This is a genomic window from Kosakonia sp. ML.JS2a, assembly GCF_025642095.1.
Taxonomy (GTDB): domain Bacteria; phylum Pseudomonadota; class Gammaproteobacteria; order Enterobacterales; family Enterobacteriaceae.
The window spans coordinates 4,630,186-4,656,325 of record NZ_CP106754.1 but is presented as its reverse complement, the minus strand read 5'-3'; the positions used below and the strand labels follow the sequence as shown (position 1 = coordinate 4,656,325).

Annotated in this window: 27 protein-coding genes; 10 read left to right on the top strand and 17 right to left on the bottom strand. The window is 56.0% G+C overall.

The genetic code is table 11. The features are described from left to right. Positions 1-6: 6 nt before the first annotated feature. Both treB and treR read right to left on the bottom strand, forming a co-directional pair. Complete coding sequence (gene treB, locus N7922_RS21955; RefSeq protein ID WP_263100977.1) at positions 7-1,425, bottom strand: PTS trehalose transporter subunit IIBC; 1,419 nt, start codon at positions 1,423-1,425, stop codon at positions 7-9. Positions 1,426-1,552: 127 nt separating this feature from the next. Beyond that, positions 1,553-2,500, bottom strand: a complete 948-nt coding sequence (gene treR / locus N7922_RS21950) for a trehalose operon repressor TreR (RefSeq protein ID WP_263098267.1) — start codon at positions 2,498-2,500, stop codon at positions 1,553-1,555. Positions 2,501-2,711: 211 nt separating this feature from the next. Here treR and mgtL point away from each other — a divergent pair, with 211 nt between their 5' ends. Together mgtL and mgtA are read left to right on the top strand one after the other, a co-directional pair. Then, on the top strand, positions 2,712-2,759 hold the full coding sequence (gene mgtL, locus N7922_RS25340; RefSeq protein ID WP_411554291.1) for a mgtA regulatory leader peptide MgtL: 48 nt from the start codon (positions 2,712-2,714) through the stop codon (positions 2,757-2,759). Positions 2,760-2,896: 137 nt separating this feature from the next. Continuing rightward, on the top strand, positions 2,897-5,605 hold the full coding sequence (gene mgtA / locus N7922_RS21945) for a magnesium-translocating P-type ATPase (protein WP_263098266.1): 2,709 nt from the start codon (positions 2,897-2,899) through the stop codon (positions 5,603-5,605). 96 nt (positions 5,606-5,701) lie between these two features. Here the strand turns inward: mgtA and ridA are convergent, their stop codons facing one another. The 4 genes from ridA to N7922_RS21925 form a co-directional block, all read right to left on the bottom strand. After that, positions 5,702-6,088, bottom strand: coding sequence for a 2-iminobutanoate/2-iminopropanoate deaminase (ridA, locus tag N7922_RS21940; RefSeq protein ID WP_061498224.1), 387 nt, complete (start codon positions 6,086-6,088; stop codon positions 5,702-5,704). Between the two features lie 74 nt (positions 6,089-6,162). Continuing rightward, positions 6,163-6,624, bottom strand: a complete 462-nt coding sequence (pyrI, locus tag N7922_RS21935; protein ID WP_263098265.1) for an aspartate carbamoyltransferase regulatory subunit — start codon at positions 6,622-6,624, stop codon at positions 6,163-6,165. A gap of 13 nt (positions 6,625-6,637) precedes the next feature. Then, on the bottom strand, positions 6,638-7,573 hold the full coding sequence (gene pyrB, locus N7922_RS21930) for an aspartate carbamoyltransferase (RefSeq protein ID WP_263098264.1): 936 nt from the start codon (positions 7,571-7,573) through the stop codon (positions 6,638-6,640). Further along, positions 7,566-7,712 carry a pyrBI operon leader peptide gene (locus N7922_RS21925; protein ID WP_263098263.1) on the bottom strand — a complete coding sequence of 49 codons (147 nt, stop codon included), beginning with the start codon at positions 7,710-7,712 and terminating at the stop codon, positions 7,566-7,568. The genes pyrB and N7922_RS21925 overlap by 8 nt, the downstream gene beginning before the upstream one ends. On the opposite strand from N7922_RS21925, the gene N7922_RS21920 reads away from it, so the two are divergent. Next, positions 7,692-7,808: a hypothetical protein gene (locus N7922_RS21920; RefSeq protein ID WP_088237430.1), complete on the top strand. Its 117-nt coding sequence runs from the start codon at positions 7,692-7,694 to the stop codon at positions 7,806-7,808. The two genes, N7922_RS21925 and N7922_RS21920, sit on opposite strands and share 21 nt — an antisense overlap. Here N7922_RS21920 and N7922_RS21915 read toward each other — a convergent pair. The 5 genes from N7922_RS21915 to arcA all read right to left on the bottom strand — a co-directional run bounded on the left by N7922_RS21915 (position 7,782) and on the right by arcA (position 13,125). Next, entirely contained in the window at positions 7,782-8,291 is a 510-nt protein-coding gene (locus tag N7922_RS21915; RefSeq protein ID WP_061498215.1) for an arginine repressor, read from the bottom strand. The two genes, N7922_RS21920 and N7922_RS21915, sit on opposite strands and share 27 nt — an antisense overlap. Before the next feature lie 75 nt (positions 8,292-8,366). Beyond that, positions 8,367-9,770: a YfcC family protein gene (locus N7922_RS21910; protein WP_263098262.1), complete on the bottom strand. Its 1,404-nt coding sequence runs from the start codon at positions 9,768-9,770 to the stop codon at positions 8,367-8,369. Between the two features lie 47 nt (positions 9,771-9,817). Then, the gene (gene argF, locus N7922_RS21905) at positions 9,818-10,822 is read right to left on the bottom strand and encodes an ornithine carbamoyltransferase (RefSeq protein WP_263098261.1); all 1,005 of its coding nucleotides are present in this window, start codon (positions 10,820-10,822) and stop codon (positions 9,818-9,820) included. A 160-nt stretch (positions 10,823-10,982) separates the two neighbouring features. Beyond that, a complete protein-coding gene (gene arcC / locus N7922_RS21900; RefSeq protein WP_263098260.1) occupies positions 10,983-11,894 on the bottom strand; it encodes a carbamate kinase in 912 nt (303 codons plus the stop codon). A 10-nt stretch (positions 11,895-11,904) separates the two neighbouring features. Further along, positions 11,905-13,125 (bottom strand): arginine deiminase, encoded by a 1,221-nt coding sequence (arcA, locus tag N7922_RS21895; RefSeq protein ID WP_263098259.1) that lies wholly within the window; start codon positions 13,123-13,125, stop codon positions 11,905-11,907. Between the two features lie 676 nt (positions 13,126-13,801). On the opposite strand from arcA, the gene N7922_RS21890 reads away from it, so the two are divergent. Continuing rightward, positions 13,802-14,254, top strand: coding sequence for a YhcH/YjgK/YiaL family protein (locus N7922_RS21890; protein ID WP_263098258.1), 453 nt, complete (start codon positions 13,802-13,804; stop codon positions 14,252-14,254). 43 nt (positions 14,255-14,297) lie between these two features. On the opposite strand, the gene argF (N7922_RS21885) is transcribed toward N7922_RS21890, so the two are convergent. Beyond that, a complete protein-coding gene (gene argF, locus N7922_RS21885; protein ID WP_263098257.1) occupies positions 14,298-15,302 on the bottom strand; it encodes an ornithine carbamoyltransferase in 1,005 nt (334 codons plus the stop codon). Beyond that, on the bottom strand, positions 15,272-15,367 hold the full coding sequence (argL, locus tag N7922_RS25335) for a putative translational regulatory protein ArgL (protein ID WP_411554159.1): 96 nt from the start codon (positions 15,365-15,367) through the stop codon (positions 15,272-15,274). Before argL ends, argF (N7922_RS21885) begins: the two co-directional genes overlap by 31 nt. Positions 15,368-15,464: 97 nt before the next feature. On the opposite strand from argL, the gene rraB reads away from it, so the two are divergent. Both rraB and miaE read left to right on the top strand, forming a co-directional pair. Continuing rightward, positions 15,465-15,890, top strand: coding sequence for a ribonuclease E inhibitor RraB (gene rraB / locus N7922_RS21880; RefSeq protein ID WP_061498191.1), 426 nt, complete (start codon positions 15,465-15,467; stop codon positions 15,888-15,890). Positions 15,891-15,934: 44 nt separating this feature from the next. Further along, the gene (gene miaE / locus N7922_RS21875) at positions 15,935-16,693 is read left to right on the top strand and encodes a tRNA isopentenyl-2-thiomethyl-A-37 hydroxylase MiaE (protein WP_263098256.1); all 759 of its coding nucleotides are present in this window, start codon (positions 15,935-15,937) and stop codon (positions 16,691-16,693) included. Between the two features lie 15 nt (positions 16,694-16,708). Here miaE and N7922_RS21870 read toward each other — a convergent pair whose 3' ends face one another. Continuing rightward, positions 16,709-17,212: a GNAT family N-acetyltransferase gene (locus tag N7922_RS21870; RefSeq protein WP_263098255.1), complete on the bottom strand. Its 504-nt coding sequence runs from the start codon at positions 17,210-17,212 to the stop codon at positions 16,709-16,711. Positions 17,213-17,405: 193 nt separating this feature from the next. Between N7922_RS21870 and N7922_RS21865 the strand changes: the two genes are divergently transcribed. Continuing rightward, positions 17,406-18,608, top strand: coding sequence for a YjgN family protein (locus tag N7922_RS21865; RefSeq protein ID WP_263098254.1), 1,203 nt, complete (start codon positions 17,406-17,408; stop codon positions 18,606-18,608). Between the two features lie 94 nt (positions 18,609-18,702). Here the strand turns inward: N7922_RS21865 and N7922_RS21860 are convergent, their stop codons facing one another. The 3 genes from N7922_RS21860 to pepA all read right to left on the bottom strand — a co-directional run bounded on the left by N7922_RS21860 (position 18,703) and on the right by pepA (position 23,638). Further along, the gene (locus N7922_RS21860) at positions 18,703-21,558 is read right to left on the bottom strand and encodes a valine--tRNA ligase (RefSeq protein WP_263098253.1); all 2,856 of its coding nucleotides are present in this window, start codon (positions 21,556-21,558) and stop codon (positions 18,703-18,705) included. After that, positions 21,558-22,001: a DNA polymerase III subunit chi gene (holC, locus tag N7922_RS21855; protein ID WP_263098252.1), complete on the bottom strand. Its 444-nt coding sequence runs from the start codon at positions 21,999-22,001 to the stop codon at positions 21,558-21,560. Before holC ends, N7922_RS21860 begins: the two co-directional genes overlap by 1 nt. Positions 22,002-22,126: 125 nt before the next feature. Next, positions 22,127-23,638, bottom strand: a complete 1,512-nt coding sequence (gene pepA / locus N7922_RS21850) for a leucyl aminopeptidase (protein ID WP_263098251.1) — start codon at positions 23,636-23,638, stop codon at positions 22,127-22,129. Between the two features lie 153 nt (positions 23,639-23,791). Here pepA and N7922_RS21845 point away from each other — a divergent pair, with 153 nt between their 5' ends. From N7922_RS21845 to lptG, 3 genes are all read left to right on the top strand, one after another. Beyond that, on the top strand, positions 23,792-23,842 hold the full coding sequence (locus N7922_RS21845) for a hypothetical protein (protein WP_216848985.1): 51 nt from the start codon (positions 23,792-23,794) through the stop codon (positions 23,840-23,842). Positions 23,843-23,905: 63 nt separating this feature from the next. Further along, entirely contained in the window at positions 23,906-25,006 is a 1,101-nt protein-coding gene (gene lptF, locus N7922_RS21840) for an LPS export ABC transporter permease LptF (protein WP_263098250.1), read from the top strand. Then, positions 25,006-26,088, top strand: coding sequence for an LPS export ABC transporter permease LptG (gene lptG, locus N7922_RS21835; RefSeq protein ID WP_263098249.1), 1,083 nt, complete (start codon positions 25,006-25,008; stop codon positions 26,086-26,088). Before lptF ends, lptG begins: the two co-directional genes overlap by 1 nt. Positions 26,089-26,140 lie beyond the last annotated feature (52 nt).

The window sequence follows — 26,140 nt, the reverse complement described above, 5'->3', positions numbered from 1 at the left end:
AAAAAATTACACAATCTGCAATGTGCCGTGACGGAACTTACGCTGATAAACAAAGGAGGTCAGCGCCATCGGGACCACCACTGCGATAGCCATCGCCAGGGCGAAGATCTGCCAGAATGTCGGCTGAATAGAGAGGATCCCCGGCAAGCCGCCGACACCGATGCCATTGGCCATCACGCCGTTCAGGCCGCACAGCAGCCCGGCGAGGCCGGAACCGATCATCGCGCACAGCATCGGGAAGCGGTATTTCAGGTTGATGCCGTACATTGCCGGTTCCGTGACCCCCAGATAGGCGGAGATGGCGGCAGGAACGGAAATCTCGCGTTCATTCTGTTTACGGCTGGAAATAATGATGCCGACCACCGCCGAGGCCTGCGCAATATTGGAGAGGGCGATCAGCGGCCAGACTGGCGTTCCGCCCATGCTCTGGATCATCTGCATATCGATTGCCAGCGTGGTCTGATGCACGCCGGTGATCACCAGCGGCGCATACAGGAAGCCGAACAGCGCTGCGCCGATAGGCGCAAAACTGCCGGTCATCAGATGACGTACGGCAAAGGCCACACCATCGCCAATCAGGCGACCAAACGGGCCAATAAAGGCGTGTGCCAGGAAGACCGCCAGAATCAGCGAACAGACCGGCACCACCACCAGATAGAGGTAATCCGGCACCAGACGTTTTAAGCGGGTTTCAATCACGCCCAGCGCCAGCCCGGCCAGCAATGCCGGGATCACCTGCGCCTGATAACCCACTTTGGCGATGGTAAACAGGCCGAAGTTCCACACTTCCGGCGCTTGTGAACCCAGCAAGTAGGCGTTCATTAACTGCGGAGAAACCAGCGTTACGCCCAGGACGATGCCGAGGATCGGCGTACCGCCCATTTTGCGGACCGCTGACCAGCAGATGCCCACGGGCAGATAGAAGAAGATGGCTTCGCCAATCAACCACAGGAAGTCATAAATCGTCTTCAGCGCGGGTGACATCTGCGCAAGCGTCTGCCCGTTGCTCATGGGCACATCGCCGATTACGTTGCGGAAGCCAAGGATCAAACCGCCGCTGATCAGCGCAGGCAGCAGCGGAAAGAAGATCTCCGCGAAGTGGGAGATCAGGCGTTCGTGCCACTTCATATTCTGCCGCGCCGCCAGTTTGGCCTGCTCTTTATCCGCGTGGGCCAGCCCGGTGGCGACGCGCAGCGCCTGGTAGTAGTCGCCCACGTCGGTGCCGATCACCACCTGGAATTGCCCGGCGTTGGTGAAACAACCTTTGACCATCGGTAACTGCTCAATGGCCTTCGGATCGGCAGCCGCCGGGTTGTTCAATACAAAGCGCAACCGCGTAATGCAGTGGCTGACGGTGGCGATGTTTTCCCGTCCGCCGACCAGCGCGATCAGCTGCTCGATGTCCGTTTGATTTACTTTGCTCATCATGGTGCCTCTGGGGGAGAAATGATGCGTAATGACCGGAGCAAAGCGTAACCGCAGGCAAAAAAATAGAAAATGGGAACGTTCCCGAAATTGGGCGAGGATCACAATAAACCGTAGGGCGGCGGGATCAAACCAGGTGGGCGGGGATCACAATCTGCCGCGGATCAACGCGGCCATTCACCTGATCGATCAACTGTGCGGCAGCCTTCCGACCGGCTTCGGCATAGCCGGGATCGACGGTGATAATCTCCGGGTGCAGGAATTTCATGAGCGGCGTATTACCGACGCTGGCGAGTTGCAGGTTGCCTATGCGCTGCTCCTGCAAATATTTGCTGGCGCCGAGCGCAAGGGTATCGGTCGCACAGAGCAGGGCGCTGGTCTGTGCGGTCAGCACTTGCGCCACATGTTCGTAACCCTGCTTCATGGCAAGGCCTGGCAGCACCGACAGCGGCTCAAGCTGATGCGTTTTACAAAACGCCAGGTAAGCGTCGTGGCGGCGTTTGCCGGTGGTGATGTCGCTGTGCGGTACGCCGATAAAGCTGATATGGCGATGCCCCTGCGCATAGAGGTTCTCCATCAATAGCTGAATAGCGCCTTCATCGTCATAACAGACGGAGGAAAAGCCATCGGCATCGCGCGCCAGCAACACCAGCGAAGATTGCCAGGAGGCGAGCAGGGACTCTGTGACGCCGGTAAAACCGAACAGCACTACGCCGTCGATATTGCGGCGGCTGAGCATCTGCAAATGCTCTTCCACCAGTTCCGGGGAGAACTGGCTCTCCATCATGATCGGATCGTACCCCTGCTCGTAGAACGCGGGCAGCATGGTCTGCACCGCAAGGTTTTCTGACAGGGAATCCAGACGGGAGACGATAATCGCCACCACTTTATCGCTCTGTCCGCGCATGGCGCGCGCCGAACGGGAAGGGGAAAAACCATGCTGATTGACGACGGCTTCAACCCGCTCGCGCGTGCGCTGGCTCACGCCGCTTTCATTATTCAGCACGCGGGAGACGGTGGATTTACCCACCCCGCTTAAGCGCGCGATATCTTTAATGGTCAGCCGGTTTTGCATGCGTTAATCCCTCTCCGTTCTCAGGCGGTTTGCAGAATAAAGGAGTTTCGTCCTGGTTCCAACCGATAGGCAATGAGCAAAGTCTGGTTTACAGGCTGCGTCGCTGCCTTTTAGTCATATGGATTGTTGTATGTATACGTTTCGTTTAATTCGGCTGCGCTATGATACCGCACTGTAATCATTCGCTCTTCACTACCTTACCGGAGGCCAGATGGATCCCGATCCCACCCCTCTCCCGCGACGGAGAAACTACCGGTAAGCCTGCTTTTGCTGCCTTACCGGATGCGTAAGGCAGCGACGTCTTTTTTGTCCCTGCCAACCAGATAACGCCTGCAGGCGCGGTTTCCCGTGTCTGCAACATAAGCACCCGCGTGATGCGGGGGCAAGGACACTGTTATGCTGAAAAACATTACCCGGCAGCTTTTTGCTCGCCTGAACCGCCATTTACCCCGCCGCCTGGTACAGCGCGATCCGCTGCCGGGTGCACAACACATTGCGCATGGCGACATTCCCGCTTCGTTGAGCGAACGCTGTCTGAATGTCGCCACCATGGAACAGGCGCTGCTGTGGCAAACGTTCGCCAGCCACCCGGAAGGGCTGAACCCGCAGGAAGTTGAACTGGCCCGGCAAACGCACGGTGAAAACCTCATCCCGGCGCAGAAACCGTCGCCCTGGTGGGTGCACCTGTGGGTGTGCTATCGCAACCCGTTTAACCTGCTGCTCACCTGCCTGGGGGTGATCTCCTATGCCTCGGAGGATCTGTTTGCCGCTGGCGTGATTGCATTGATGGTGGCGATATCGACGCTGCTGAATTTCCTGCAAGAGGCGCGTTCCACCAAAGCCGCGGATGCGTTGAAAGCGATGGTGAGCAATACCGCAACGGTATTGCGGGTGGTCAATGAGAAGGGCGAAAACGGCTGGTGCGAGATCCCTATCGATCAACTGGTGCCTGGCGATATCGTAAAACTGGCGGCAGGCGACATGATCCCCGCCGATCTGCGTGTGATTCAGGCACGGGATCTGTTTGTCGCGCAGGCCTCGCTAACCGGTGAATCTCTGCCGGTCGAGAAAGTGGCCGCGACCCGTCAGCAAGGGCAACAGAACCCGCTGGAATGCGACACGCTGTGCTTTATGGGCACGAACGTCGTGAGCGGGACGGCACAGGCGATGGTGATCGCCACCGGCGGTCACACCTGGTTCGGGCAACTGGCCGGACGGGTGAGCGAGCAGGAGAGCGAGCCGAATGCTTTCCAGAAAGGCATTGGTCGCGTCAGCATGCTGCTGATCCGCTTTATGATGGTGATGACGCCGATTGTGTTGCTGATCAACGGCTTTACCAAAGGCGACTGGTGGGAAGCCGCGCTGTTTGCCTTGTCCGTTGCCGTGGGTCTGACGCCGGAAATGCTGCCGATGATTGTCACCTCAACGCTGGCGCGCGGCGCGGTGAAACTGTCGAAACAGAAAGTGATCGTCAAACATCTGGATGCGATCCAGAACTTCGGCGCGATGGACATCCTCTGCACCGATAAAACCGGCACGCTGACCCAGGATAAAATCGTGCTGGAAAATCATACGGATATCAGCGGTAAAAGCAGCGAACGGGTGCTGCACAGCGCGTGGCTGAACAGCCATTACCAGACCGGGTTGAAAAATCTGCTGGATACCGCCGTGCTGGAAGGCGTGGACGCGGATGCCGCACAAACGCTGGCCGCCAACTGGCGCAAAGTGGACGAAATCCCCTTTGATTTCGAACGTCGCCGGATGTCGGTGGTGGTGGCGCAGCAGGCCGATGTGCATCAGCTGATTTGCAAAGGCGCGCTGGCGGAGATCCTCAGCGTCTGCTCCCAGGTGCGTTTTAACGGCGAGATCTTCCCGCTGGATGAGACCATGCTGCGGCGTATTGAACGTGTGACCAGCACCCTGAATCGCCAGGGATTGCGCGTGGTGGCGGTGGCGACGAAATACCTTCCGGCGCGCAGCGGTGATTACCAGCGTGCGGATGAGTCTGATCTGATCCTCGAAGGGTATATCGCTTTCCTTGATCCGCCGAAAGAGACCACGGCGCCCGCGCTAAAAGCGCTGAAAGCCAGCGGCATCACCGTCAAAATTCTCACTGGCGACAGCGAGCTGGTAGCGGCGAAAGTGTGCCACGAAGTCGGGCTGGAGGTCGGCGATGCGGTGACCGGCAGTGAGATTGAGCACCTGGATGACGATGCTTTGGCGCAACTGGCGAAACGCACGACGCTGTTCGCCCGCCTGACGCCGATGCACAAAGAGCGTATCGTCACGCTGCTGAAGCGTGAAGGGCATGTGGTGGGCTTTATGGGCGACGGTATTAACGACGCCCCGGCGCTGCGCGCGGCGGATATTGGTATCTCCGTGGATGGTGCGGTGGATATCGCCCGTGAAGCGGCCGATATCATCTTGCTGGAAAAGAGCCTGATGGTACTGGAAGAGGGCGTCATTGAAGGGCGTCGCACCTTCGCCAATATGCTGAAATACATCAAAATGACGGCCAGTTCTAACTTCGGCAACGTCTTCAGCGTGCTGGTGGCGAGCGCTTTCCTGCCGTTTCTGCCGATGCTGCCGTTACACTTGCTGATCCAGAACCTGCTGTACGATGTGTCACAGGTGGCGATCCCGTTTGATAACGTTGACGACGAACAGATCGAGAAACCCCAACGCTGGAATCCCGCCGATCTTGGGCGTTTTATGATCTTCTTTGGCCCGATCAGCTCGATCTTCGACATTCTGACGTTTTGCCTGATGTGGTGGGTCTTTAAAGCCAATGTGCCGGAAGCGCAAACCCTGTTCCAGTCCGGCTGGTTCGTGGTGGGCCTGCTGTCGCAAACGCTGATTGTGCATATGATCCGCACCCGTCGCGTGCCGTTTATTCAGAGCCGTGCGGCCTGGCCGTTAATTGCGATGACACTGATGGTGATTTGCGTGGGGATTGCGCTGCCGTTTTCGCCGCTGGCGGGTTACCTGCAATTACAGGCGCTGCCGCTCTCCTACTTCCCGTGGCTGGTGGCGATTCTGGCGGGTTACATGACGCTGACGCAGTGGGTGAAAGGGTTCTACAGCCGCCGCTACGGTTGGCAGTAGTCAAACGTTGTGAGCCTGGTGGCGAACCGCCATCAGGTATCTTTGCTGCGCTTACCCGGCCTGACGCAGGCGTTTTACCGGGTAAGCGCGAGTCGCTTAGCGACGTACCGCGATCGCTTCGATCTCGATTTTCACATCTTTCGGCAGACGCGCTACTTCCACGCAGGAGCGGGCCGGGAACGTTGCGTTATGCTCGGTAAAGAACGCTTCGTATGTCGCGTTAACCGTTGCGAAATCATTAAGATCTTTCACAAACACGGTGGTCTTGACGATGTCGCCCACTTTCAGACCTGCCGCTTCCACGATAGCTTTCACGTTGTCCAGCGACTGACGCGCTTGCGCGGCAATGTCGTCCGGAACGCTACCGGTTTTCGGGTCGACCGGGATCTGACCGGAAGTAAGGAGCATATTGCCAAGATCAACAGCCTGTACGTAAGGGCCGATAGCTGCTGGTGCATTTTCCGTCGCGATAACTTTGGTCATAATAGTTCCTGAATGACTACGGTGATGAGGTTCCCCCACATTATAGGGAGGGGGAGAGGCTTTACCAACCGCAATTAGTTCGCCAGCACCACGTGGTGCGAGAACTCTTTCTCACAATATTTGCATTTCAGGGCGATATCGTCTTCGCGCTGTTTCACCGCAAAGCTGGATGACACCGGCTCAGCATGGCTGATGCAGTTGCTGTTCGGGCAGACCAGCACGCCAACAATGTGCTCAGGCAAACTGGGACGCGATTTGCCCACCACTTCGTAGTCGTCGATGCGGTTTACCGTGGCGTGCGGGGCATACAATGCCAGTTGGTTGACCTGCTCGGCGGTCAGAAAGGTGTTCTCGATCTTGATCAAATCTTTACGCCCCATCTCGCCGGACGGCAGGTTCAGACCGATGGTGATGCGCTGATCGGTTTCCGTCAGCTTGAACAGCGTCAGCAGTTTAAACCCGACGCGTGCCGGAATATGGTCAATCACGGTACCGCGTTTGATCGCTTCGACCTGCAGTTTATTATCGTGTGTCATTGTCGTGTTCCCCTTACAGAGCCAAATCGCGATTAAGTACCAGCGCCAGCAGCGCCTGGCGGGCGAAAATGCCGTTACCGGCCTGCTGGAAATACCAGGCATGCGGCGTTTTATCCACATCGGTGGTGATTTCATCAACGCGCGGCAGCGGGTGCAGCACTTTCATATTGCTACGCGCACGGGTCAGGTCGCTGGCGCGCAGAACGAATTGCGCTTTAACGTTGGCGTATTCCGAGGGATCGAGGCGCTCTTTCTGTACGCGGGTCATGTAGAGAATGTCGACCTCCGCCATCACTTCCTCGATGCTGGCGTGTACGCTCCAGGCCATGCCTTTTTCATCAAGCATATCGAGGATGTACTGCGGCATGGCCAGCGCGTCCGGGGCGATAAAGTAGAAACGGTTGCCGCTAAACTTCGCCAGCGCCTGCGCCAGCGAGTGCACCGTGCGGCCATATTTCAGGTCGCCGACCATCGCGATATTGATATTTTCCAGTCGGCCCTGGGTTTCCTGAATGGTGAACAGATCGAGCAGCGTTTGCGTCGGATGCTGGTTAGCGCCGTCGCCGGCATTCAGCACCGGCACGCCACCGGAGAACTCCGTGGCCAGTCGCGCGGCGCCCTCCTGCGGGTGACGCATCACAATCGCATCAACATAGGTGCTGATGACTGAAATGGTGTCGGCCAGCGTTTCGCCTTTTTTACCCAGCGATGTGTTGCTGCTGTCTGAGAAGCCCACCACGCTTGCGCCAAGGCGATGCATGGAGGTTTCAAACGAGAGACGCGTGCGGGTGGAGGCTTCAAAGAAGCAACTGGCGATCACCTTGTGTTTCAGCAGCTCCGGCTGAGGGGTTGCCTTCAGTCGCGCGGCGGTGGCGAGCACCAGTTCAAGTTCTTCCCGGCTGAGATCGTTTATGGAAATGATATGTTTCTGATATAGCGGATTAGCCATGGTTATCTCCTGACGACTGCGCAAAAAAAAGCCCCTCAATAGAGGGGCTGTGAATAGGATTAGCAACGGGAAAGGAAAACGGCAGGCCTGCGCCCTTTTTCAGACGCGGTAAGACAGTCTGTCGTACACACTGGACCATACTTCCTCCCGGCAAATTGTCCCGGATTATACGCAGCTGTTTTTGCGAATCAAGCGATTGATGCACATTTTACCCATGGCAAACGGTTCTATATGAATAATCATGCGATTTAAGCAAGTATTTAATCTGTTTATGCACCAGCGCAGTGCGTGCGACCTCGCGCGGCGCCACCCAGACAATACTGCTTCCCGCCACCACGCCAAGCACACCGGATAATTGGTGATAATCCAGAATACGCGCCACCGCGCGGCCGTACCCGGCGGCAGTGTGGATAAGGATAAATTCGCTGTTATGTTCCACGCTGACCACCATTTCAGAAATGGAACGGGCGGCGTCTGGCGCGGGGCGCGATTGCGGATTTACCGAATAAATTTTTTGTCCTTTGGCGTTGCGAATTTTGATGACGCCGAGCAACTTCAGCAGGCGGGAAACGGTAGACTGGCTGATACTGTCAAAGCCGTGATACTGAAGGTCACGGCGAATTTCCTCCTGAGAAAGGTAGCTTTTCTCGCTAATCAGACGCTGGCATACCTCCAGCTGTAGCTGCTCTTTCGCAGAATAATCTCCATATTCGTTCATGTTATTTTTCCCATTGATGTTGCCGAACCTGCTGTAAGCCGGATAAACAACGCGTTATCCGGCATTTATCCACCCTTACAGCAGGGCTCCAAGGCTCAACGCCGCCATGATCAGAACAGTCAGGATCGCCAGCAGCGGCGCCACCCACTTCAGGTAACGCACATATGGAACATGCGCAATCGCCAGACCACCCATCACCACCGCGGAGGTGGGCGTGACCAGGTTGACGATGCCGGATGCAGATTGATAGGCCGTCACCACCAGGTCGCGGTTGACGTTAGCGAAATCAGCGAGAGGCGCCATGATCGGCATCGTCAGAACCGCCAGCCCGGATGAAGAAGGCACAAGGAACGACAGCACTACTTCCAGCCAGTACATCACGTTGATAAACGCGACGGTGGATAACCCACTGACCATACCCTCGGCACTGTGTAAAATAGTGTGGGTAATCATCCCCTTATCCATGATCACCACAATACCGCGTGCGATGCCGATAATCAGTGCGACACCCAGCAGATCCCGCGCGCCGTTGATAAAGGTGGAGGTCAGTTCCTCTTCGCTCATTCTGGCGATAAGCCCGATGATAATGGCACTGGCGAGAAACACCGCGGAGATTTCCGCCATCCACCAACCACGCACCGACACGCCATAAATCATGACCGCAAAGGCCACCACAAAGATAAGCAAGATCGCTTTGCGCACCGGGGTAAACGCCAGCGTTTCCGCCGATTTATTGCCGAGAAAATACGCGCGATCTTCTTGCTGTTTATCCGCGAGGATCGAGAGCGCCGGGTTGGCCCGCACTTTGCGGGCGTAATGCATCACCCACGCCACGCAAATCATCCAGCCCACCACCAGCATAACCGCGCGCAGAATAATACCGTGGGTAAAGGGGATCCCGGCGGCATTGGCGGCGATCACCGTGGCGAAAGGGTTGATGGTGGAACCGAGCGTACCGATCCCCGCGCCGAGCAGGATCGTTGATGCGGCGACCAGAGGGTCGAACCCGGCGGCCAGCATTACCGGCACCAGCAAGGTGTAAAACGGCAGGGACTCTTCCGCCATGCCATAAATGGTGCCGCCCGCGGCAAACAGCGCCATCAGGATCGGGATCATCCACTCTTCACGACCGCGCAGCCGCGTGGTGACGCGCTCAATACCCGCGTCGATCGCCCCGGTTTTGGTGACGATGCCAAGAAAGCCGCCGATGATCAGAATAAACAGCGCCACATCAATGGCGCCCGCCTGGCCGCTCACCGGATCGTACAGGCCGCTGATGGGGGCCATAATCACCGAAATAAGCCCCTGCGGGTGGGCGGCGACGTGGGCATAGGTGCCGGCTATCGGCACCTCTTTGCCTAAGGCCGGGTTGAGCGTCATTTGATACTGCCCGGCGGGGATCACCCAGCTCAGGGCGGCAACCACGGCGATCAGGAAAAAGAGAATGGTGTAAGCGGAAGGAAATTTGAACTTGCCCATGATGTTCTCCGTTGCCCCGGCGCACCCTCGGCACGCCGGGGGAGTCGTTAGTCGCCGAGTGTCGCCACCATAACCGCCTTAATGGTGTGCATACGGTTTTCTGCTTCGTCAAAGACGATAGAGTTGGCGGATTCGAAGACCTCTTCCGTGACTTCCAGTCCTTTCAGGCCATAGGCCATCTCGATTTCGCTACCGACTTTGGTGTGCTCGTTATGGAAGGCGGGCAGGCAGTGCATGAATTTGACGTTCGGGTTGCCCGTGGCTTTCACCACCGCAGCGTTAACCTGATAGGGTTTCATCAGGCTGACGCGTTCGGACCAGGCTTCTTTCGGCTCGCCCATCGACACCCACACGTCGGTGTAGAGGAAATCAACGCCGTGTACGCCTTCGTCCACATCATCGGTGAGCGTGATGCGTGCTCCGGTTTGTTTGGCAATGTCGCGACAGCGGGCAACCAGCGCCTCTTCCGGCCAGAATGATTTTGGGGCGACCAGACGGATATCCATCCCCATTTTCGCCGCGCCCACCATCAGCGAGTTGCCCATGTTATTGCGTGCATCGCCCAGATAGGCAAAGCTCAGGTCCGGCAGGGTTTTCCCAGGTGCATGCTCCAGCATGGTCATCAAATCCGCGAGGATCTGCGTGGGGTGAAACTCGTTGGTCAGCCCGTTCCAGACCGGCACGCCAGCATACTGGCCCAGCTCCTCGACGATATCCTGCCCATAACCGCGGTATTCGATGCCGTCATACATACGGCCCAGCACGCGCGCGGTGTCCTTCATCGACTCTTTATGACCAATTTGCGAACCGCTTGGCCCGAGGTATGTCACCTGCGCACCTTGGTCGAAAGCGCCGACTTCAAACGCGCAGCGGGTGCGGGTGGAGGTTTTTTCAAAAATCAGCGCGATGTTTTTGCCCACCAGCGTTTTCTTCTCGCGTCCGGCTTTTTTGTCGGCTTTCAGCGTGATGGCCAGATCGATCAGGTGCTGGATTTCTGCCGGGGTGTAGTCCAGCAGTTTGAGAAAATTGCGGTTTTTCAGGTTGATAGTCATTTGGTGATCCTTGTTAAATGAAAGCGTTGTTGCCCCTCACCCTAACCCTCTCCCCTGAGGGGAGAGGGGACCGGTCCCGTTTCCTCTTCTCCATGGGGAGGTGAGGCGGGCTCTGTTTTCCCCCTCTCCCTTAGGGAGAGGGCCGGGGTGAGGGGAAAAATCAGTGACGAATCAGCGTGCCCTTGTCCCCACTGAGGATGGACAGCCCATCCGCCAGCGCGCCGATCCCGGCAATACCGTTACAGGCTTCAACAAACTGGCTGCAGGCGGCGACTTTCGGCCCCATAGACCCAGCGTCAAACGACAGCCCTTGCAGGACTTCCGGCGATATCTGCGCCAACGGGCGCTGGGTCGGTTTGCCCCAGTCGAGGTAGACGGCGTCTGCATCGGTGAGGATCAGCAAAGCGTCGGCTTCTATCTGACGGGCCAGCAGCGCGGCGGAGAGATCTTTATCGATGACCGCTTCAACGCCGTGATAGCCGTTGGCGTTTTCCACCACCGGCACACCGCCGCCGCCATTGCAAATCACCAGATGCTCGCGCTGGATCAGCGCGGCAATCGCGTCGCTCTCGACAATGCGTTTTGGCTGTGGAGAAGGGACGACGCGGCGGACGTAGTGGCCATCAGCCTTAAAGACCCAGCCTTTTTCCTGTTGCAGGGCGGCAGCCTGCGCGTCGTTGTAGACCGGGCCGATATACTTGGTCGGATGGCGGAAAGCGGGATCGGCGGCATCTACTTCCACCTGTGTGAGCAGGACGCTGACTTCGCGCTGGGGTAAGCGGTTTTTCAACGCCTGTTGCAGCATGTAGCCGATCATCCCCTGGCTTTCCGCGCCGAGGATGTCGAGCGGGTAGGGGGCGACTTTGTCGTAGGCGCTGTTCTGCAACGCCAGCAGGCCGACCTGCGGCCCGTTGCCGTGGACCAGCACCACGTTCCACTGTTCCGTGAGTGCGGCAATGGTGCGTGCAGCCAGATCGATATTCTGGCGCTGGATATCGGCTTCCAGCGGTTCGCCGCGTTTGAGCAGGGCATTGCCGCCAAGGGCGACAACCAGTGTGGGTTTCCTTTTCATGTTTGCTCCTTTAAATGCCATCTCGTTCCAGCGGGCAGCTCATGCAGCGCGCACCGCCGCGTCCGCGCCCCAGTTCATCGCCGGGGATCGGCAGCACAGTGATGCCGGCTTTGTCATATTTTTCGTTGGTCCAGGTGTTGCGTTCGTAACCCACCACGACGCCAGGGCGCAGGGTCAGCACGTTATTGGCATCGTTCCACTGCTCGCGTTCGGCTTCGAAAGCGTCTCCACCGGTGGTGATCAGGCGTACTTGGTTAATGCCGAGCGCTTTTTCAATGGCATGCAGCAGATCCTCTTCCTGGAGGTGTTGCAGCCCGCCGCGCCCGTCCGGCGTCAGCGTCCAGCACTGGGCGTCTTTGCGGACGACTTCGGGATAGACAGAGAAGGTGTCGACATCGATGTGTGTCATCACGGTATCGAGGTGCATGCAGGAGCGGTGTTTCGGCAATTCCACGGCGATAACACGCTCTGCCTGGCGGTGTTTAAACAGGCTGTTGGCAAGAAACTCGACGCCCTGCGGTGTGGTGCGTTCCGACATGCCAATTAATACCGCGCCGCGACCAATCACTAATACGTCGCCGCCTTCGAGGGTGGCGTGGTCATAATTAATATTCTCGTCGCCGAAGTATTTAATAAATTCTCCGTCGGCAAAGGCCGGGTGCCATCGATATATTGCCCGCAGATTATTGGTCTCACGCTGGCGGGCGGGTTTGGCCATCGGATTAATCGAAACACCGTTATAAATCCAGCACGACGTGTCGCGGGTAAATAAATGGTTGGGCAACGGCTTCATAATAAAATCATTAGCAGTGTGGGTATCCACAACCATATTTTTAATAAATGCCGGAATTTCACCGTAGGTGAGTCCGCCGCTCAACCGGCGCGCCAGTTCGCGGTGCGGCATATCCGCCAGCCAGCCGCGCACATCGCTGGCAAAGGTGGGCCCAAGGCGGTAATCGGAGATTTGCATCTCCAGCAGCCAGGCTTTTGCTTCAGCAATATCAAGCGTTTGTGTCAGAAGGTCGGTTAACAGCAGGACTTCCACACCCTGTTCACGCAGGGTGTTTGCGAACACATCATGCTCTGCACCCGCACGTTCAACCGATAACACATCATCAAATAACAACTCCTGACAATTAGAAGGGGTTAAGCGTTTCAGACTTAAATTTGGGCGGTGCAGCATAACGCTACGCAATTGACCAATTTCAGAACCGACGTAATGCTTTTCCATAATTATTCCTTTAACTGTTTTTTAAGAATAAAAAGGGGCGTGCCATGAACATGATTTAATTCATGGCTCGATAAGCTCAATTAATTTTCATGGCTCATAGTAGGTGTCGGGAAAATTAAAAATGTGAGCTGGTTCACGTCGAAATTGATATTGTCGGGAGAGTGTTTGAATACATGATTCGCATCAGAGAACTGTTAATCAGCAATATTATCAGGGTGAATGCCTACGCGTTAACGGCTGTAATTATTCATGGTTGTTATAGATTTGTGTGGAATGATTAATTTTGCATATTTTGTAAGGTGTTGAATTTAGTGCATTTGTTTTCTGCTGCGGAATGGGTATGCATAAAAGCAATGAAAATATTTCCTGCAACGGTTTAATTTAAAAATAATGCGTGAATTTATGCGCGCAGAGTGGGGGGAATAAAGTGTGAAGCAACCCCATTTTTTTTAATAAACCATGCTTAATCAGTCACACAGCGCTTGCCGGATACCGCCTCTCGCTGGCTTTATGCATAATCTCTGCATAAATGCCGTCAGCGTCTTAACAGCCATTTAACACCCGTTGCGATAACTATGCGTTGTCGCAAATCTCCTGCAAAAAAGGGTGGTATGGCAGTGGGAATTCTCGTATAACCATGTGAAATGAAACGGTGTTTTATATCGAGGATTGAACCATGATCGTTGGCAATATTCATAATGTACAGTCCTGGCTGCCGGAAGAGCTGCGCCAGGCGATTGAACTGATTAAGCAACATGTCACCGACGCAACGCCGACCGGTAAACATGAGATCGACGGCAGCCGCCTGTTTTATCTGGTATCGGAAGATATGACCCAGTCTTTTGCCGAGCGCCGTGCGGAGTATCACGCACGTTATCTGGATATTCAGATCGTTCTCAAAGGCCAGGAAGGCATGACGTTCAGTACGCAACCAGCGGGCGCGCCGGATACCGACTGGCTGGCGGATAAAGACATCGCCTTTTTACCGGAAGGCGTGCAGGAAAAGACGGTGGTGCTGAACGAAGGGGATTTTGTGGTGTTCTACCCGGGCGAAGTGCATAAACCGTTGTGCGCGGTGAATGCCCCGGCGCAGGTGCGTAAAGTGGTGGTTAAACTGCGGGTGGAATAAGAAAAGGCGCCCGGTCGCACAGCGCTGACCGGGCCGTATCGCGTTATTGACTCAGTGTTGCCACCATCACCGCTTTGATGGTGTGCATGCGGTTCTCCGCCTGATCAAACACAATGCTCGCCGGAGATTCAAACACCTCGTCGGTGACTTCCATACCGCCGTGTAAACCAAACTCTTCCGCCATTTTCTTGCCAAGCGTGGTCTGATCATCATGGAACGCGGGCAGGCAGTGCAGGAATTTCACCTGCGGGTTGCCGGTCAGCGACAGCATTTTGCTGTTAACCTGATACGGACGCAGCAGGGCGATACGTTCGGCCCACTTCTCTTTGGCTTCGCCCATCGACAACCAGACATCGGTATAGATGAAATCAGCCTCTTTTACGCCTGCGGCGATATCTTCCGTCAGCGTAATGTTTCCGCCGTTTTTCACCGCCAGCGCCCGGCATTCCGCCACCAGGCTGGCATTTGGCCAGCAGGCTTTCGGCGCAACCAGACGCAGGTCGAGACCCACCAGCGCGGCGGCTTCCAGCATCGAGTTGCCCATGTTGTTGCGTGCATCGCCTGCATACACCAGCGTCATCTGGCTAAAGGCTTTGCCCGGCAGGTGCTCGCGCATGGTCAGCAGGTCCGCCAGCAGTTGCGTGGGGTGGAATTCGTCGGTTAAGCCGTTCCACACCGGTACGCCTGCGTATTGCGCCAGCGTTTCTACAATCTCCTGACCGTAGCCGCGATACTGGATCCCGTCGTACATCCGGCCGAGCACGCGCGCGGTGTCTTTAATTGATTCTTTATGCCCGATTTGGCTGCCGCTGGAGCCGAGGTAAGTGACGCGAGCGCCCTGGTCAAATGCGGCAACTTCGAAAGAGCATCGTGTGCGGGTGGAGTCTTTTTCGAAGATGAGCGCGATGTTTTTGCCGGTAAGTTTCTGGACTTCCTGGCCTTTTTTCTTGTCTGCCTTCAGTTGCGAGGCGAGCTGCAGCAGGGTATTGATTTCAGCGGGTGTAAAGTCGAGCAACTTCAAGAAATGTTTCTGATAAAACGTAGACATAATTTCCTCACATGGCTAAGGCCACTTATTGAATTAAAATTCAATTTATATGGATGAATATTCATTTGCAACCCCAGGGGAGAAATCTTTTCGGCAGAGAGTGGAGGCATTGGCGGCGGTGTGTGACAATAAGTGTATCTGCCACATTATGAGGAACGAGCCATGGCGAACCCGGAACACCTGGAAGAACAGCGCGAAGAGACGCGTTTGATTATTGAAGAATTGCTGGAAGATGGTAGCGATCCTGACGCGCTGTACACCATTGAGCATCACCTGTCGGCAGATGATTTCGAAACGCTGGAAAAGGTCGCTGTGGAAGCCTTCAAACTGGGTTACGAAGTGACCGAGCCGGAAGAGCTGGAGCTGGAAGAGGGCGATGTGGTGATCTGCTGCGACGTGCTGAGCGAAAGCGCGCTGAATGCCGATCTGATTGACGCGCAGGTCGAGCAACTGCTGAACCTGGCTGAAAAATTTGAGGTTGAATACGACGGCTGGGGCACCTACTACGAAGATCCGAACGGCGAAGAGGGTGACGATGACGAAGATGAAGACTACATCGACGAAGACGACGACGGTGTACGTCACTGAGTGACCGTTGCGGCAGCGCCCGCTGCCGCAAGCAAGGAACAGCCATGGATTACCCGCAAATACTCTCCCCGGTTCTCGATTTTCTCCACTGCCCGACCCCGCCATCCTGGATAGACAGAGCCCGTGATCCGGCCATGTTGCCGCTGCTGCTGACCGATCATATGGTGTGCGAGCTGAAAGCGGCGCAAACCGCAATGCTGCTGGTGCGTAAATACGTGGCGGATAAACGCGGTTCCGATGCGCTGCTGGCGTGGCTCAAACCCTATGAAGAGTTCACTTTTCGTGAAGGACCGGAGCCGGACTTTGTTGCTCTGCACAAGCAGATTGGCAAAAGCGCGATGCCGCAAACGGATGATAGCTGGGGCCAGGCGCTGATTAACAGCATGGTGCTGCTGATTAAAGAGGAGCTGCACCATTTCTGGCAGGTGCGGGAAGCGATGCTGGCGCGCAACATCCCATATGTCAAAATCACCGCCAGCCGCTATGCCAAAGGGATGCTGAAAGAGGTTCGCACGCATGAGCCGTTGACGCTGATTGATAAGTTAATCTGCGGCGCTTACATCGAAGCGCGTTCCTGCGAGCGGTTTGCCGCGCTGGCGCCATGGCTGGAAGAAGACTTACAGAAGTTCTATCTGTCGCTGCTGCGCTCCGAGGCGCGTCACTACCAGGATTATCTGGCGCTGGCGCAACAGGTATCACAGGTGGATATCACGCCGCGCGTGCGTCATTTTGGCGAGGTGGAAGCGGCGCTGATCTCAACGCCGGATACGGAGTTTCGTTTTCACAGCGGCGTACCGGCGTAAAAACGCGCTGTAGCATTACAGCGCTTTCAGCATGCGCACTTCACAGTCTACGTGGCCGGTGCAGCCCAGTGGCCCGTCAATGTGCTCAAAGCCCAGATGCTCATACAGACCAATGGCATCGGTAAGAAAGGCGGTGGTTTCCAGATAACAGCGGGTAAAGCCTTGCGTGCGGGCGTGATCGAGCGCCATGTGCGCCAGCTTTTTCGCCAGACCCTGGCCGCGGGCCGCGGGCAGGAAATACATTTTTTGCAGTTCACAGATATCCGGTTCACTGCATTTTAGCGGCGCTACGCCGCCTCCGCCGACCACGGCGCCGTTTTGTTCCACCACCCAATACGCACAACCCGGGCGGCTGTAGAGCTGGTAAAGCTCATCCAGTTCGGGGTCGGCGACGGTGTAGCCTTTATCGGCGGTGAGGCCATACTCCGCCGAAACCTGGCGGATCACCGATGCGATTGCCGCGTTATCTGCAGCAGCAATCCGGCGCATTTTCACCTCTACCGGAGCGGTCACATTCATTTCTGCACTCTGTTTTTGGGGTTATGACGTGATCCTGCTTAATACCACCACAACGGCGTTCTGGCAAGACCAGGAATATTGGTCGCTATTCTTTCGACTTTAAACTATCTAGACTTAAGAATGGACTTAACTCAACCGCAATATTGTTATGGTTGACTCTGTTTGTCTTGTTTTTTTTACGATAAGGATTGTTATGACTTCCGAAACTCATGGTTCCGTAACGGCTCCCGTTCGCCATTTTCTCTTTCAGGGCAGCGGCAAAGGCTATTTCGCGGTATGGCTGGTGAATATTCTTCTTACCCTGATAACCGCAGGGTTATATTTGCCCTGGGCATTAGTGCGTGCACGCCGTTATTTCTACGAGAATACTGAACTTGGCGGCGCGCGTTTTTCTTATCATGCTACCGGGCGTTCGATTTTTGTTGGCTGGCTCTGTCTGCTGGTGCTGTATGTGATTTTCCTGATTAACGTGGTGCACCAGAACGTTGGTCTGCAACTGTGCATGATTGGTTTATTCCTGATTTTCTTCCCGTGGCTGATTACTCAGGGACTGCGTTATCAACTGCTGATGACGGAAATCAACGGCGTACGCTTCAATTTCTACGCCAGCCCGCTGCGCGCCTGGTGGGTGATGATGGGGTGCCCGCTGCTGATTATTATCGCTTCAGTGGTGATCTTCTCCCTCTTTGCCTCTTCTGCTGTCGGTAGCGGTTCGTACGGCGCTATTTTTGCTATGATTGGCATCGGTACGCTGGTATTAATGCTGGGGATCGCCATTATGCAGGGTGTATATACTGCACAATGGTTTGGCATGCTGGTTAATAATCTGCAATACGGCAAACTGAAATTCGCCGGTGAATTTTCCGCGAAAAAATGCATCACGATTATTGTATTGTCGATGCTGTTGTTTGTGCCGTTTATCGCCGTTGTATTGTATATCGTTATTCCGGCGTTCTTTATGATGACTCAGTATGCCTATGCGGCTGGCGATGACCCGGAACAGTTAGCGCTGCTGATGGGACCGTTCTACGGCAAATTAATGTTCAGCTATCTGCTGTATATTGCCGGTGCGGTGGTTTGCTATATTTTTGCCTTTGTGAAGCTGCGTAATTACCTCTACAGCCAACTGACGCTGGAAGGGGATATTCGTTTTTCGTCTACGGTGACCATTGGGCGCGTGTTCGTGATCTCTGTGACCAACCTGCTGGTGTGCTGCGTGACGCTGTTCCTGGCGTGGCCGTGGGCGAAAGTGCGCTTTACCCGCTACCTGCTGGAAAATACGCACGTACACGGTGATCTGGAAGCGCTGCCGTTGGAAAAACACGACGTTCAACCGGCAAAAGATCCGGCTAACCTGCTGGCGCGTGGTTTGTCGTTCTATCCGGCGGCATTTTAATGTGACCGCTTTTGCCGGACGGCGCTCAATGCCTTATCCGGCCAGCCAATAAAAAAACCGGGCATCATAGCCCGGTTTTTTTTACGCGACGTGATTACAGTGCGGCGATAACGGCCTGCTGTTCAATCAGCTTCGCTTTCGCTTCCGCATAGCCTTCCAGCTTCTCACGCTCTTTCGCAATCACCGCTTCCGGTGCGCGTGCGACAAAGCCTTCGTTGCCGAGTTTGCTTTCGATACGCCCAATTTCCTGATCCACTTTAGCGACTTCTTTCGCCAGACGCGCCAGTTCGGCGTCTTTGTCGATAAGCCCCGCCATCGGGATCAGCAACTCTGCGCCGTCAACAATCTTGGTGACCGAAACCGGGCCTTTCTCGTCAGCCGGCAGGATCGTAATGCTATCCAGGCGCGCCAGCGTTTTCAGGAAGCTCAGGTTATCGTTCACACGACGTTTTGCATCGTCGCTTGCGCTACGCAGCAGCAGTTCCAGCGGTTTACCCGGAGAGATGTTCATTTCCGCACGGATGTTACGTACGGCAATGATCGCCTGCTTCAGCCATTCGGTGTCCGCCAGCGCGTTTTCATCCACCTGAGAGGCGTCGAACGCCGGGAACGGTTGCAGCATGATGGTATCGGCGGTGATGCCTTTCAGCACTTTTACGCGCTGCCAGATAGTCTCGGTGATAAACGGAATGATCGGGTGCGCAAGACGCAGCAGACCTTCCAGCACGGTGACCAGCGTATTACGCGTGCCGCGCAGTTCCGCTTCAGAACCGCCGTTCATGACTGGCTTGGTCAGTTCCAGGTACCAGTCGCAGAACTGGTTCCAGGTGAACTCGTACAGGATGCCTGCCGCAATATCAAAGCGGAAGTTATCCAGCGCGTCGCGGTAAGCCTTAATGGTCTGGTTGAACTCGGCGAGGATCCAGCGGTCCGCCAGCGACAGCACTTTTTCGCCACCGTTGAAGCCGCAATCCTGATCTTCGGTGTTCATCAGCACAAAGCGGCTGGCGTTCCACAGCTTGTTACAGAAGTTACGGTAACCTTCCAGGCGCTTCATATCCCAGTTGATGTCGCGGCCGGTAGAGGCCAGTGCCGCCAGGGTAAAGCGCAGGGCATCGGTGCCGTGCGGCTCGATGCCGTCCGGGAACTGCTTCTCGGTGCGCTTGCGGATTTTTTCCGCCAACTGCGGCTGCATCATGTTGCCGGTGCGTTTTTCCAGCAGATCCGCCAGCGAAATCCCGTCCACCATATCCAGCGGGTCAATGACGTTACCCTTGGATTTGGACATCTTCTGGCCTTCGTCATCACGAATCAGACCGGTCATATAGACGGTTTTAAACGGTACCTGCGGCTTGCCATCTTCGTCTTTAATAAAGTGCATGGTCATCATGATCATGCGCGCGATCCAGAAGAAGATAATGTCGAAGCCGCTGACCATCACGCTGGTCGGGTGGAACTGACGCAGCGCGTCGGTGTTTTCCGGCCAGCCGAGGGTGGAGAAAGTCCACAGAGCGGAGGAGAACCAGGTGTCCAGCACGTCTTCGTCCTGGCGCAGGGCGACATCGGCGGACAGGTTGTTTTCCTGACGCACTTCCTCTTCGCTGCGGCCGACGAATACGTTGCCATCGTTGTCGTACCAGGCCGGAATACGGTGGCCCCACCACAACTGGCGAGAGATACACCAGTCCTGAATGTCGCGCATCCAGGAGAAGTACATGTTTTCGTACTGCTTCGGCACGAACTGGATATCGCCGTTTTCCACCGCTTCGACTGCCGGTTTCGCCAGCACGTCGGCACGGACGTACCACTGGTCGGTCAGCATCGGTTCAATGACCACGCCGCCGCGATCGCCGTACGGTACGGTCAGATCGTGCGGTTTAATCTCTTCCAGCAGGCCGAGCGCGTCTACCGCGGCGACCATCGCTTTACGCGCGGCAAAACGCTCCAGTTTCTGGAACTCTGCCGGAATGTCTGCCGGGTAAACGTCGGATTCGTTGCCGTTGGTGTCGTACACCTGCGCGCTTTCACGGATGTCGCCGTCAAAAGTCAGGATATTGATCATCGGCAGCTTGTGACGACGACCCACTTCGTAGTCGTTAAAGTCGTGCGCCGGGGTGATTTTCACGCAGCCGGTGCCTTTTTCCATGTCGGCGTGTTCATCGCCTACGATCGGAATACGGCGGTTTACCAGCGGCAGCACCACAAATTTGCCGATCAGATCTTTATAACGCGGATCTTCCGGGTTTACCGCTACGCCGGTATCGCCAAGCAGCGTTTCCGGACGGGTGGTGGCGACCACCAGGTAATCTTTACCGTCGGCGGTTTTCGCGCCATCGGCCAGCGGGTAGCGGATATGCCACATGGAGCCTTTCGACTCGCGGTTTTCCACTTCCAGATCGGAGATCGCCGTGCGCAGTTTCGGATCCCAGTTCACCAGGCGTTTGCCACGGTAGATCAGATCTTCTTTATACAGGCGGACGAACACCTCTTTCACCGCGTTGGAGAGACCTTCATCCATGGTGAAACGTTCACGATCCCAGTCCACGGAGTTGCCGAGACGGCGCATCTGGCGGGTAATGGTGCCGCCGGATTCGGCTTTCCACTGCCAGATTTTGTCGATAAAAGCGTCGCGACCATAGTCGTGGCGGGTTTTCCCTTCTTCCGCGGCAATTTTACGTTCAACCACCATCTGGGTGGCGATACCGGCATGGTCAGTCCCCGCCTGCCACAGGGTGTTTTTGCCCTGCATGCGCTGGTAACGGATCATGGTATCCATAATGGTTTGCTGGAAGGCGTGGCCCATATGCAAACTGCCGGTGACGTTCGGCGGCGGGATCATGATGCAGAAGCTTTCCTGGCTTTCATCACCGTTGGGTTTGAAATAGCCCTGCTTTTCCCACTGCTCGTACAGCGGCTGTTCGATATCTTTGGGGTTGTATGTCTTTTCCATTATTTCCAGGTTGCCGTGTTCAGGTTGAAACCGGCCACGCGGTAGGCTTTGTAGCGTTCGCGCGCCAGTTGTTTCAGAGAGTCTTCGTAAGGGACGAAGTCTATCACTTCTGTGAAAGCGGTGGCAAAATCTGCAAATTCCACCCGCAGGCTGATTAGTACATCGCGTGGGCTGCTGCTGCGCTTTTGCGGCCAGGCCAGCTCAACCGGCGCACCGCCGCGCGGACCTTCGCCCGCCAGGTTGTGCGGCACAAAGCTTTCCGGCGGACGCGCCCACAGCGCCTCATCCAGCCGGATAGCCTGTTGCTCATCGGCACAGGCGATCAACACGCGTTTGCCATTGCGCCAACGTTCTGCGGCAATCTCACACACCAGCTGTTCCACGGCGTTTAAGCCATCAACGGTGTTGTCGTTGTCCAGAAGATAGAACGTTGCAGTCTTCATAATATATGGGGTTTCTTGTGGTGGATTTAAATCTCATACCCTCACCGCTCCCTCTCCCTAAGGGAGAGGGAGCGGTGATTCCCTCGCCCCTTTGGGGAGAGGGTTAGGGTGAGGGGGACTTTACATTACTCTTCGCCGTTAAACCCGGCGCGGTTCAGCAGGAACTGCGACAGCATCGCCACCGGGCGACCGGTCGCGCCTTTGGCTTTACCGGAGCGCCAGGCGGTACCGGCAATGTCCAGATGCGCCCAGTTGTACTTGCGGGTAAAGCGCGACAGGAAGCACCCGGCGGTGATTGCGCCGCCAGGACGACCGCCAATGTTCGCCATATCCGCAAAGTTGGACTCCAGTTGCTCCTGGTATTCATCGCCCAACGGTAAACGCCATGCACGGTCGCCTGCCTGCTCGGAAGCGCCAATCAGCTCATGGGCCAGCGGGTTGTGGTTCGACAGCAGGCCCGTGATGTGATGACCCAGCGCAATCACACATGCGCCGGTCAGTGTTGCCACGTCAATCACCGCTTCCGGTTCGAAGCGTTCCACGTAGGTCAGCACATCGCACAGCACCAGGCGGCCTTCCGCGTCGGTGTTCAATACTTCCACGGTCTGGCCGGACATGGTGGTCAGCACATCGCCAGGGCGATACGCGCGCCCGCCAGGCATGTTTTCACAGCCCGCCAGCACACCAATCACGTTGATCGGCAGTTGCAACTCGGCCACCATGCGCATCACGCCATAGACCGCCGCCGCGCCGCACATGTCGTATTTCATCTCGTCCATGCCTTCGGCAGGCTTGATAGAGATACCGCCGGAGTCGAAGGTCAGGCCCTTGCCGACCAGCACAATCGGGCGCGCATCTTCAGACGGGTTGCCTTTGTATTCGATCACCGACATCAGCGATTCATTCTGTGAGCCCTGACCTACCGCCAGGTAAGAGTGCATGCCCAGCTCGCGCATCTGCTGCTCGCCAATCACGCGGGTGACCACATTTTTACTGTAGGTGTCCGCCAGTTGGCGCGCCTGAGAAGCCAGATAACCGGCATTACAGATGTTGGGCGGCATATTGCCCAGATCTTTCGCGGCTTTGATGCCGGCCGCAATCGCCAGACCGTGCTGGATAGCGCGCTCGCCGCTGGTCAGCTCACGGCGGGTCGGCACGTTGAACACCATTTTACGCAGCGGGCGACGCGGTTCGCTTTTGTTGGTCTTCAGTTGATCGAAGCTGTACAGCGTTTCTTTTGCTGTCTCTACCGCCTGGCGGACTTTCCAGTAGGTGTTGCGGCCTTTAACATGCAGTTCGGTCAGAAAACAGACCGCTTCCATGGAACCTGTATCATTCAGGGTGTTGATGGTTTTCTGGATCACCTGCTTGTACTGGCGCTCATCCAGTTCACGCTCTTTACCGCAGCCAATCAGCAAAATTCGCTCGGAGAGGACATTCGGTACGTGATGAAGCAACAACGTTTGGCCCGGCTTGCCTTCCAGCTCGCCGCGACGCAGCAGCGCACTGATGTAGCCGTCGCTGATCTTATCGAGTTGTTCGGCAATCGGAGAGAGTCGGCGCGGCTCAAAGACACCGACGACGATGCAGGCACTCCGCTGTTTCTCCGGGCTACCGCTTTTTACACTGAACTCCATGCACTACGCTCCTGAATCTTAAAGACAACAGCGGCGGCTACGGATAGAATTGCAAGCTTTCGTAACTCATGTCCGCTGTTGCGGTGACTTCGTGTTAATCTTAATGTTACTTCGGTTTCGGCACGTCAGAATCGGGTCTTACGCACGTATCCGCTGAGTATATTAATCTTAGCGATCATTTCGACGACTCAAGAGAATAAATGACGTTTAAGCCATGAAACAAGCGATTTTCCAGGAAAAAGACTGGTTTTTACGGGCGTAATTAAAGTGATAATCATAAGATATCTGGCGCGGGAGACGCTAAAAAGCCAGCTTGCGATCCTATTCATCCTGCTTTTGATTTTCTTTTGTCAAAAACTGGTCAGGATTTTAGGCGCAGCGGCAGACGGTGAGATCCCCACCAACCTCGTGCTCTCACTGCTGGGTTTGGGCGTGCCTGAGATGGCGCAGCTTATCCTGCCATTGAGCCTGTTTCTCGGCCTGCTCATGACGCTGGGCAAACTTTATACTGAAAGTGAAATCACGGTCATGCACGCCTGTGGCCTGAGCCGTGGCGTGCTGGTAAAAGCGGCGATGATTCTGGCGCTGTTTACCGGCGCTATTGCTGCGGTGAACGTGATGTGGGCTGGCCCGTGGTCATCCCGCCATCAGGATCAGGTACTGGCGGACGCCAAAGCCAACCCCGGCATGGCCGCGCTGGCGCAGGGGCAGTTCCAGCAAGCGACGGACGGCAACTCGGTGCTGTTTATTGAAGGCGTGGAAGGCAGTACGTTCCATAACGTGTTTCTCGCGCAAATCCGCCCGAAAGGCAATGCCCGCCCGTCGGTCGTGGTGGCGGACTCCGGCCACATTTCACAGCATAAAGACGGCTCGCAGGTCGTCACGCTCAATTCAGGGACGCGCTTTGAAGGCACGGCGATGCTGCGCGACTTCCGCATTACCGATTTCCAGAACTACCAGGCGATTATCGGCCACCAGACCGTTACGCTGGATCCTTCCGATACCGAACAGATGGACATGCGCACCCTGTTCAGCACGGATAACCCCCGCGCCAGCGCGGAGCTGCACTGGCGTTTAACGCTGGTGTTTACGGTCTTTATGATGGCGCTGATGGTGGTTCCGCTTAGCGTGGTGAACCCGCGTCAGGGGCGCGTGCTCTCCATGCTGCCCGCCATGTTGCTGTACCTGGTTTTCTTCCTGCTGCAAACCTCGCTGCGTTCAAATGGCGCGAAAGGCAAACTGGATCCGATGATCTGGATGTGGGGCGTTAACCTTGCTTATCTGGCGCTGGCGGTGGCGTTAAACATGTGGGATACGGTGCCGATGCGCCGGGTTCGCGCCCGTTTTGCCCGTAGAGGAGCGGTATAATGCAGGCTTTTGGCGTACTTGACCGCTATATCGGTAAAACCATTTTTACCACCATCATGATGACGTTATTCATGCTGGTGTCGCTCTCCGGCATCATCAAGTTTGTCGACCAGCTTAAAAAAGCCGGGCAGGGCAGTTACGACGCACTGGGCGCGGGGCTGTATACCATTCTCAGCGTGCCGAAAGATATTCAGGTCTTCTTCCCGATGGCGGCGCTGCTCGGCGCACTGCTGGGGCTTGGCATGCTGGCGCAGCGCAGTGAGCTGGTGGTGATGCAGGCCTCCGGCTTCACCCGTATGCAGGTTGCGCTGTCGGTGATGAAAACCGCCATTCCGCTGGTGTTGCTGACGATGGCAATTGGTGAGTGGGTCGCGCCGCAGGGTGAGCAAATGGCGCGTAACCAGCGTGCACAGTCGATGTACGGCGGCTCACTGCTTTCCACCCAGCAAGGTTTGTGGGCAAAAGACGGTAATGACTTTGTTTATATTGAACGGGTGAAAGGCGACGATGAACTGGGCGGCGTGAGTATTTACGCGTTCAATAATCAGCGCCGTTTACAGTCTGTGCGCTATGCGGCATCGGCGAAGTTCGATACAGAACAGAAAATCTGGCGTCTGTCGCAGGTGGATGAGTCCAACCTCACCAATCCGAAGCAGGTGACCGGTACACAGACCGTGAGCAGCACCTGGAAAACCAACCTCACGCCGGACAAACTGGGCGTTGTGGCGCTGGATCCGGATGCACTGTCGATCAGCGGCCTGCACAACTATGTGAAGTACCTGAAGTCGAGCGGCCAGGATTCCGGGCGCTACCAGCTTAATATGTGGAGCAAAATCTTCCAGCCGCTTTCCGTGGCGGTGATGATGCTGATGGCACTGTCGTTCATCTTCGGCCCGCTGCGCAGCGTGGCGATGGGCGTGCGCGTGGTGACGGGCATCAGTTTCGGCTTTGTCTTCTACGTGCTGGACAAGATTTTCGGCCCGCTGACGCTGGTTTACGGCATTCCCCCTGTGGTGGGCGCGTTATTGCCAAGCGCCACGTTCTTCGTGATCAGCTTGTGGCTGATGATGAAAAAAAGTTAATCAGTACATCAAGAGAGGCTGCGGCCTCTCTTTTTTTTGGGGTGCAAGGAGC

Coding starts and splice junctions, on each gene's coding strand:
- pyrB (WP_263098264.1), bottom strand. CDS start 7,573: ATGGCTAATCCGCTATATCAGAAACATATCATTTCCATAAACGATCTC.
- mgtA (WP_263098266.1), top strand. CDS start 2,897: ATGCTGAAAAACATTACCCGGCAGCTTTTTGCTCGCCTGAACCGCCAT.
- arcA (WP_263098259.1), bottom strand. CDS start 13,125: ATGGAAAAGCATTACGTCGGTTCTGAAATTGGTCAATTGCGTAGCGTT.
- N7922_RS21890 (WP_263098258.1), top strand. CDS start 13,802: ATGATCGTTGGCAATATTCATAATGTACAGTCCTGGCTGCCGGAAGAG.
- lptG (WP_263098249.1), top strand. CDS start 25,006: ATGCAGGCTTTTGGCGTACTTGACCGCTATATCGGTAAAACCATTTTT.
- holC (WP_263098252.1), bottom strand. CDS start 22,001: ATGAAGACTGCAACGTTCTATCTTCTGGACAACGACAACACCGTTGAT.
- miaE (WP_263098256.1), top strand. CDS start 15,935: ATGGATTACCCGCAAATACTCTCCCCGGTTCTCGATTTTCTCCACTGC.
- pepA (WP_263098251.1), bottom strand. CDS start 23,638: ATGGAGTTCAGTGTAAAAAGCGGTAGCCCGGAGAAACAGCGGAGTGCC.
- N7922_RS21910 (WP_263098262.1), bottom strand. CDS start 9,770: ATGGGCAAGTTCAAATTTCCTTCCGCTTACACCATTCTCTTTTTCCTG.
- pyrI (WP_263098265.1), bottom strand. CDS start 6,624: ATGACACACGATAATAAACTGCAGGTCGAAGCGATCAAACGCGGTACC.
- arcC (WP_263098260.1), bottom strand. CDS start 11,894: ATGAAAAGGAAACCCACACTGGTTGTCGCCCTTGGCGGCAATGCCCTG.
- argF (WP_263098257.1), bottom strand. CDS start 15,302: ATGTCTACGTTTTATCAGAAACATTTCTTGAAGTTGCTCGACTTTACA.
- ridA (WP_061498224.1), bottom strand. CDS start 6,088: ATGACCAAAGTTATCGCGACGGAAAATGCACCAGCAGCTATCGGCCCT.
- N7922_RS21860 (WP_263098253.1), bottom strand. CDS start 21,558: ATGGAAAAGACATACAACCCCAAAGATATCGAACAGCCGCTGTACGAG.
- treB (WP_263100977.1), bottom strand. CDS start 1,425: ATGAGCAAAGTAAATCAAACGGACATCGAGCAGCTGATCGCGCTGGTC.
- argF (WP_263098261.1), bottom strand. CDS start 10,822: ATGACTATCAACCTGAAAAACCGCAATTTTCTCAAACTGCTGGACTAC.
- treR (WP_263098267.1), bottom strand. CDS start 2,500: ATGCAAAACCGGCTGACCATTAAAGATATCGCGCGCTTAAGCGGGGTG.
- argL (WP_411554159.1), bottom strand. CDS start 15,367: ATGAATATTCATCCATATAAATTGAATTTTAATTCAATAAGTGGCCTT.
- N7922_RS21915 (WP_061498215.1), bottom strand. CDS start 8,291: ATGAACGAATATGGAGATTATTCTGCGAAAGAGCAGCTACAGCTGGAG.
- rraB (WP_061498191.1), top strand. CDS start 15,465: ATGGCGAACCCGGAACACCTGGAAGAACAGCGCGAAGAGACGCGTTTG.
- N7922_RS21870 (WP_263098255.1), bottom strand. CDS start 17,212: ATGAATGTGACCGCTCCGGTAGAGGTGAAAATGCGCCGGATTGCTGCT.
- N7922_RS21865 (WP_263098254.1), top strand. CDS start 17,406: ATGACTTCCGAAACTCATGGTTCCGTAACGGCTCCCGTTCGCCATTTT.
- N7922_RS21925 (WP_263098263.1), bottom strand. CDS start 7,712: ATGGTCCAGTGTGTACGACAGACTGTCTTACCGCGTCTGAAAAAGGGC.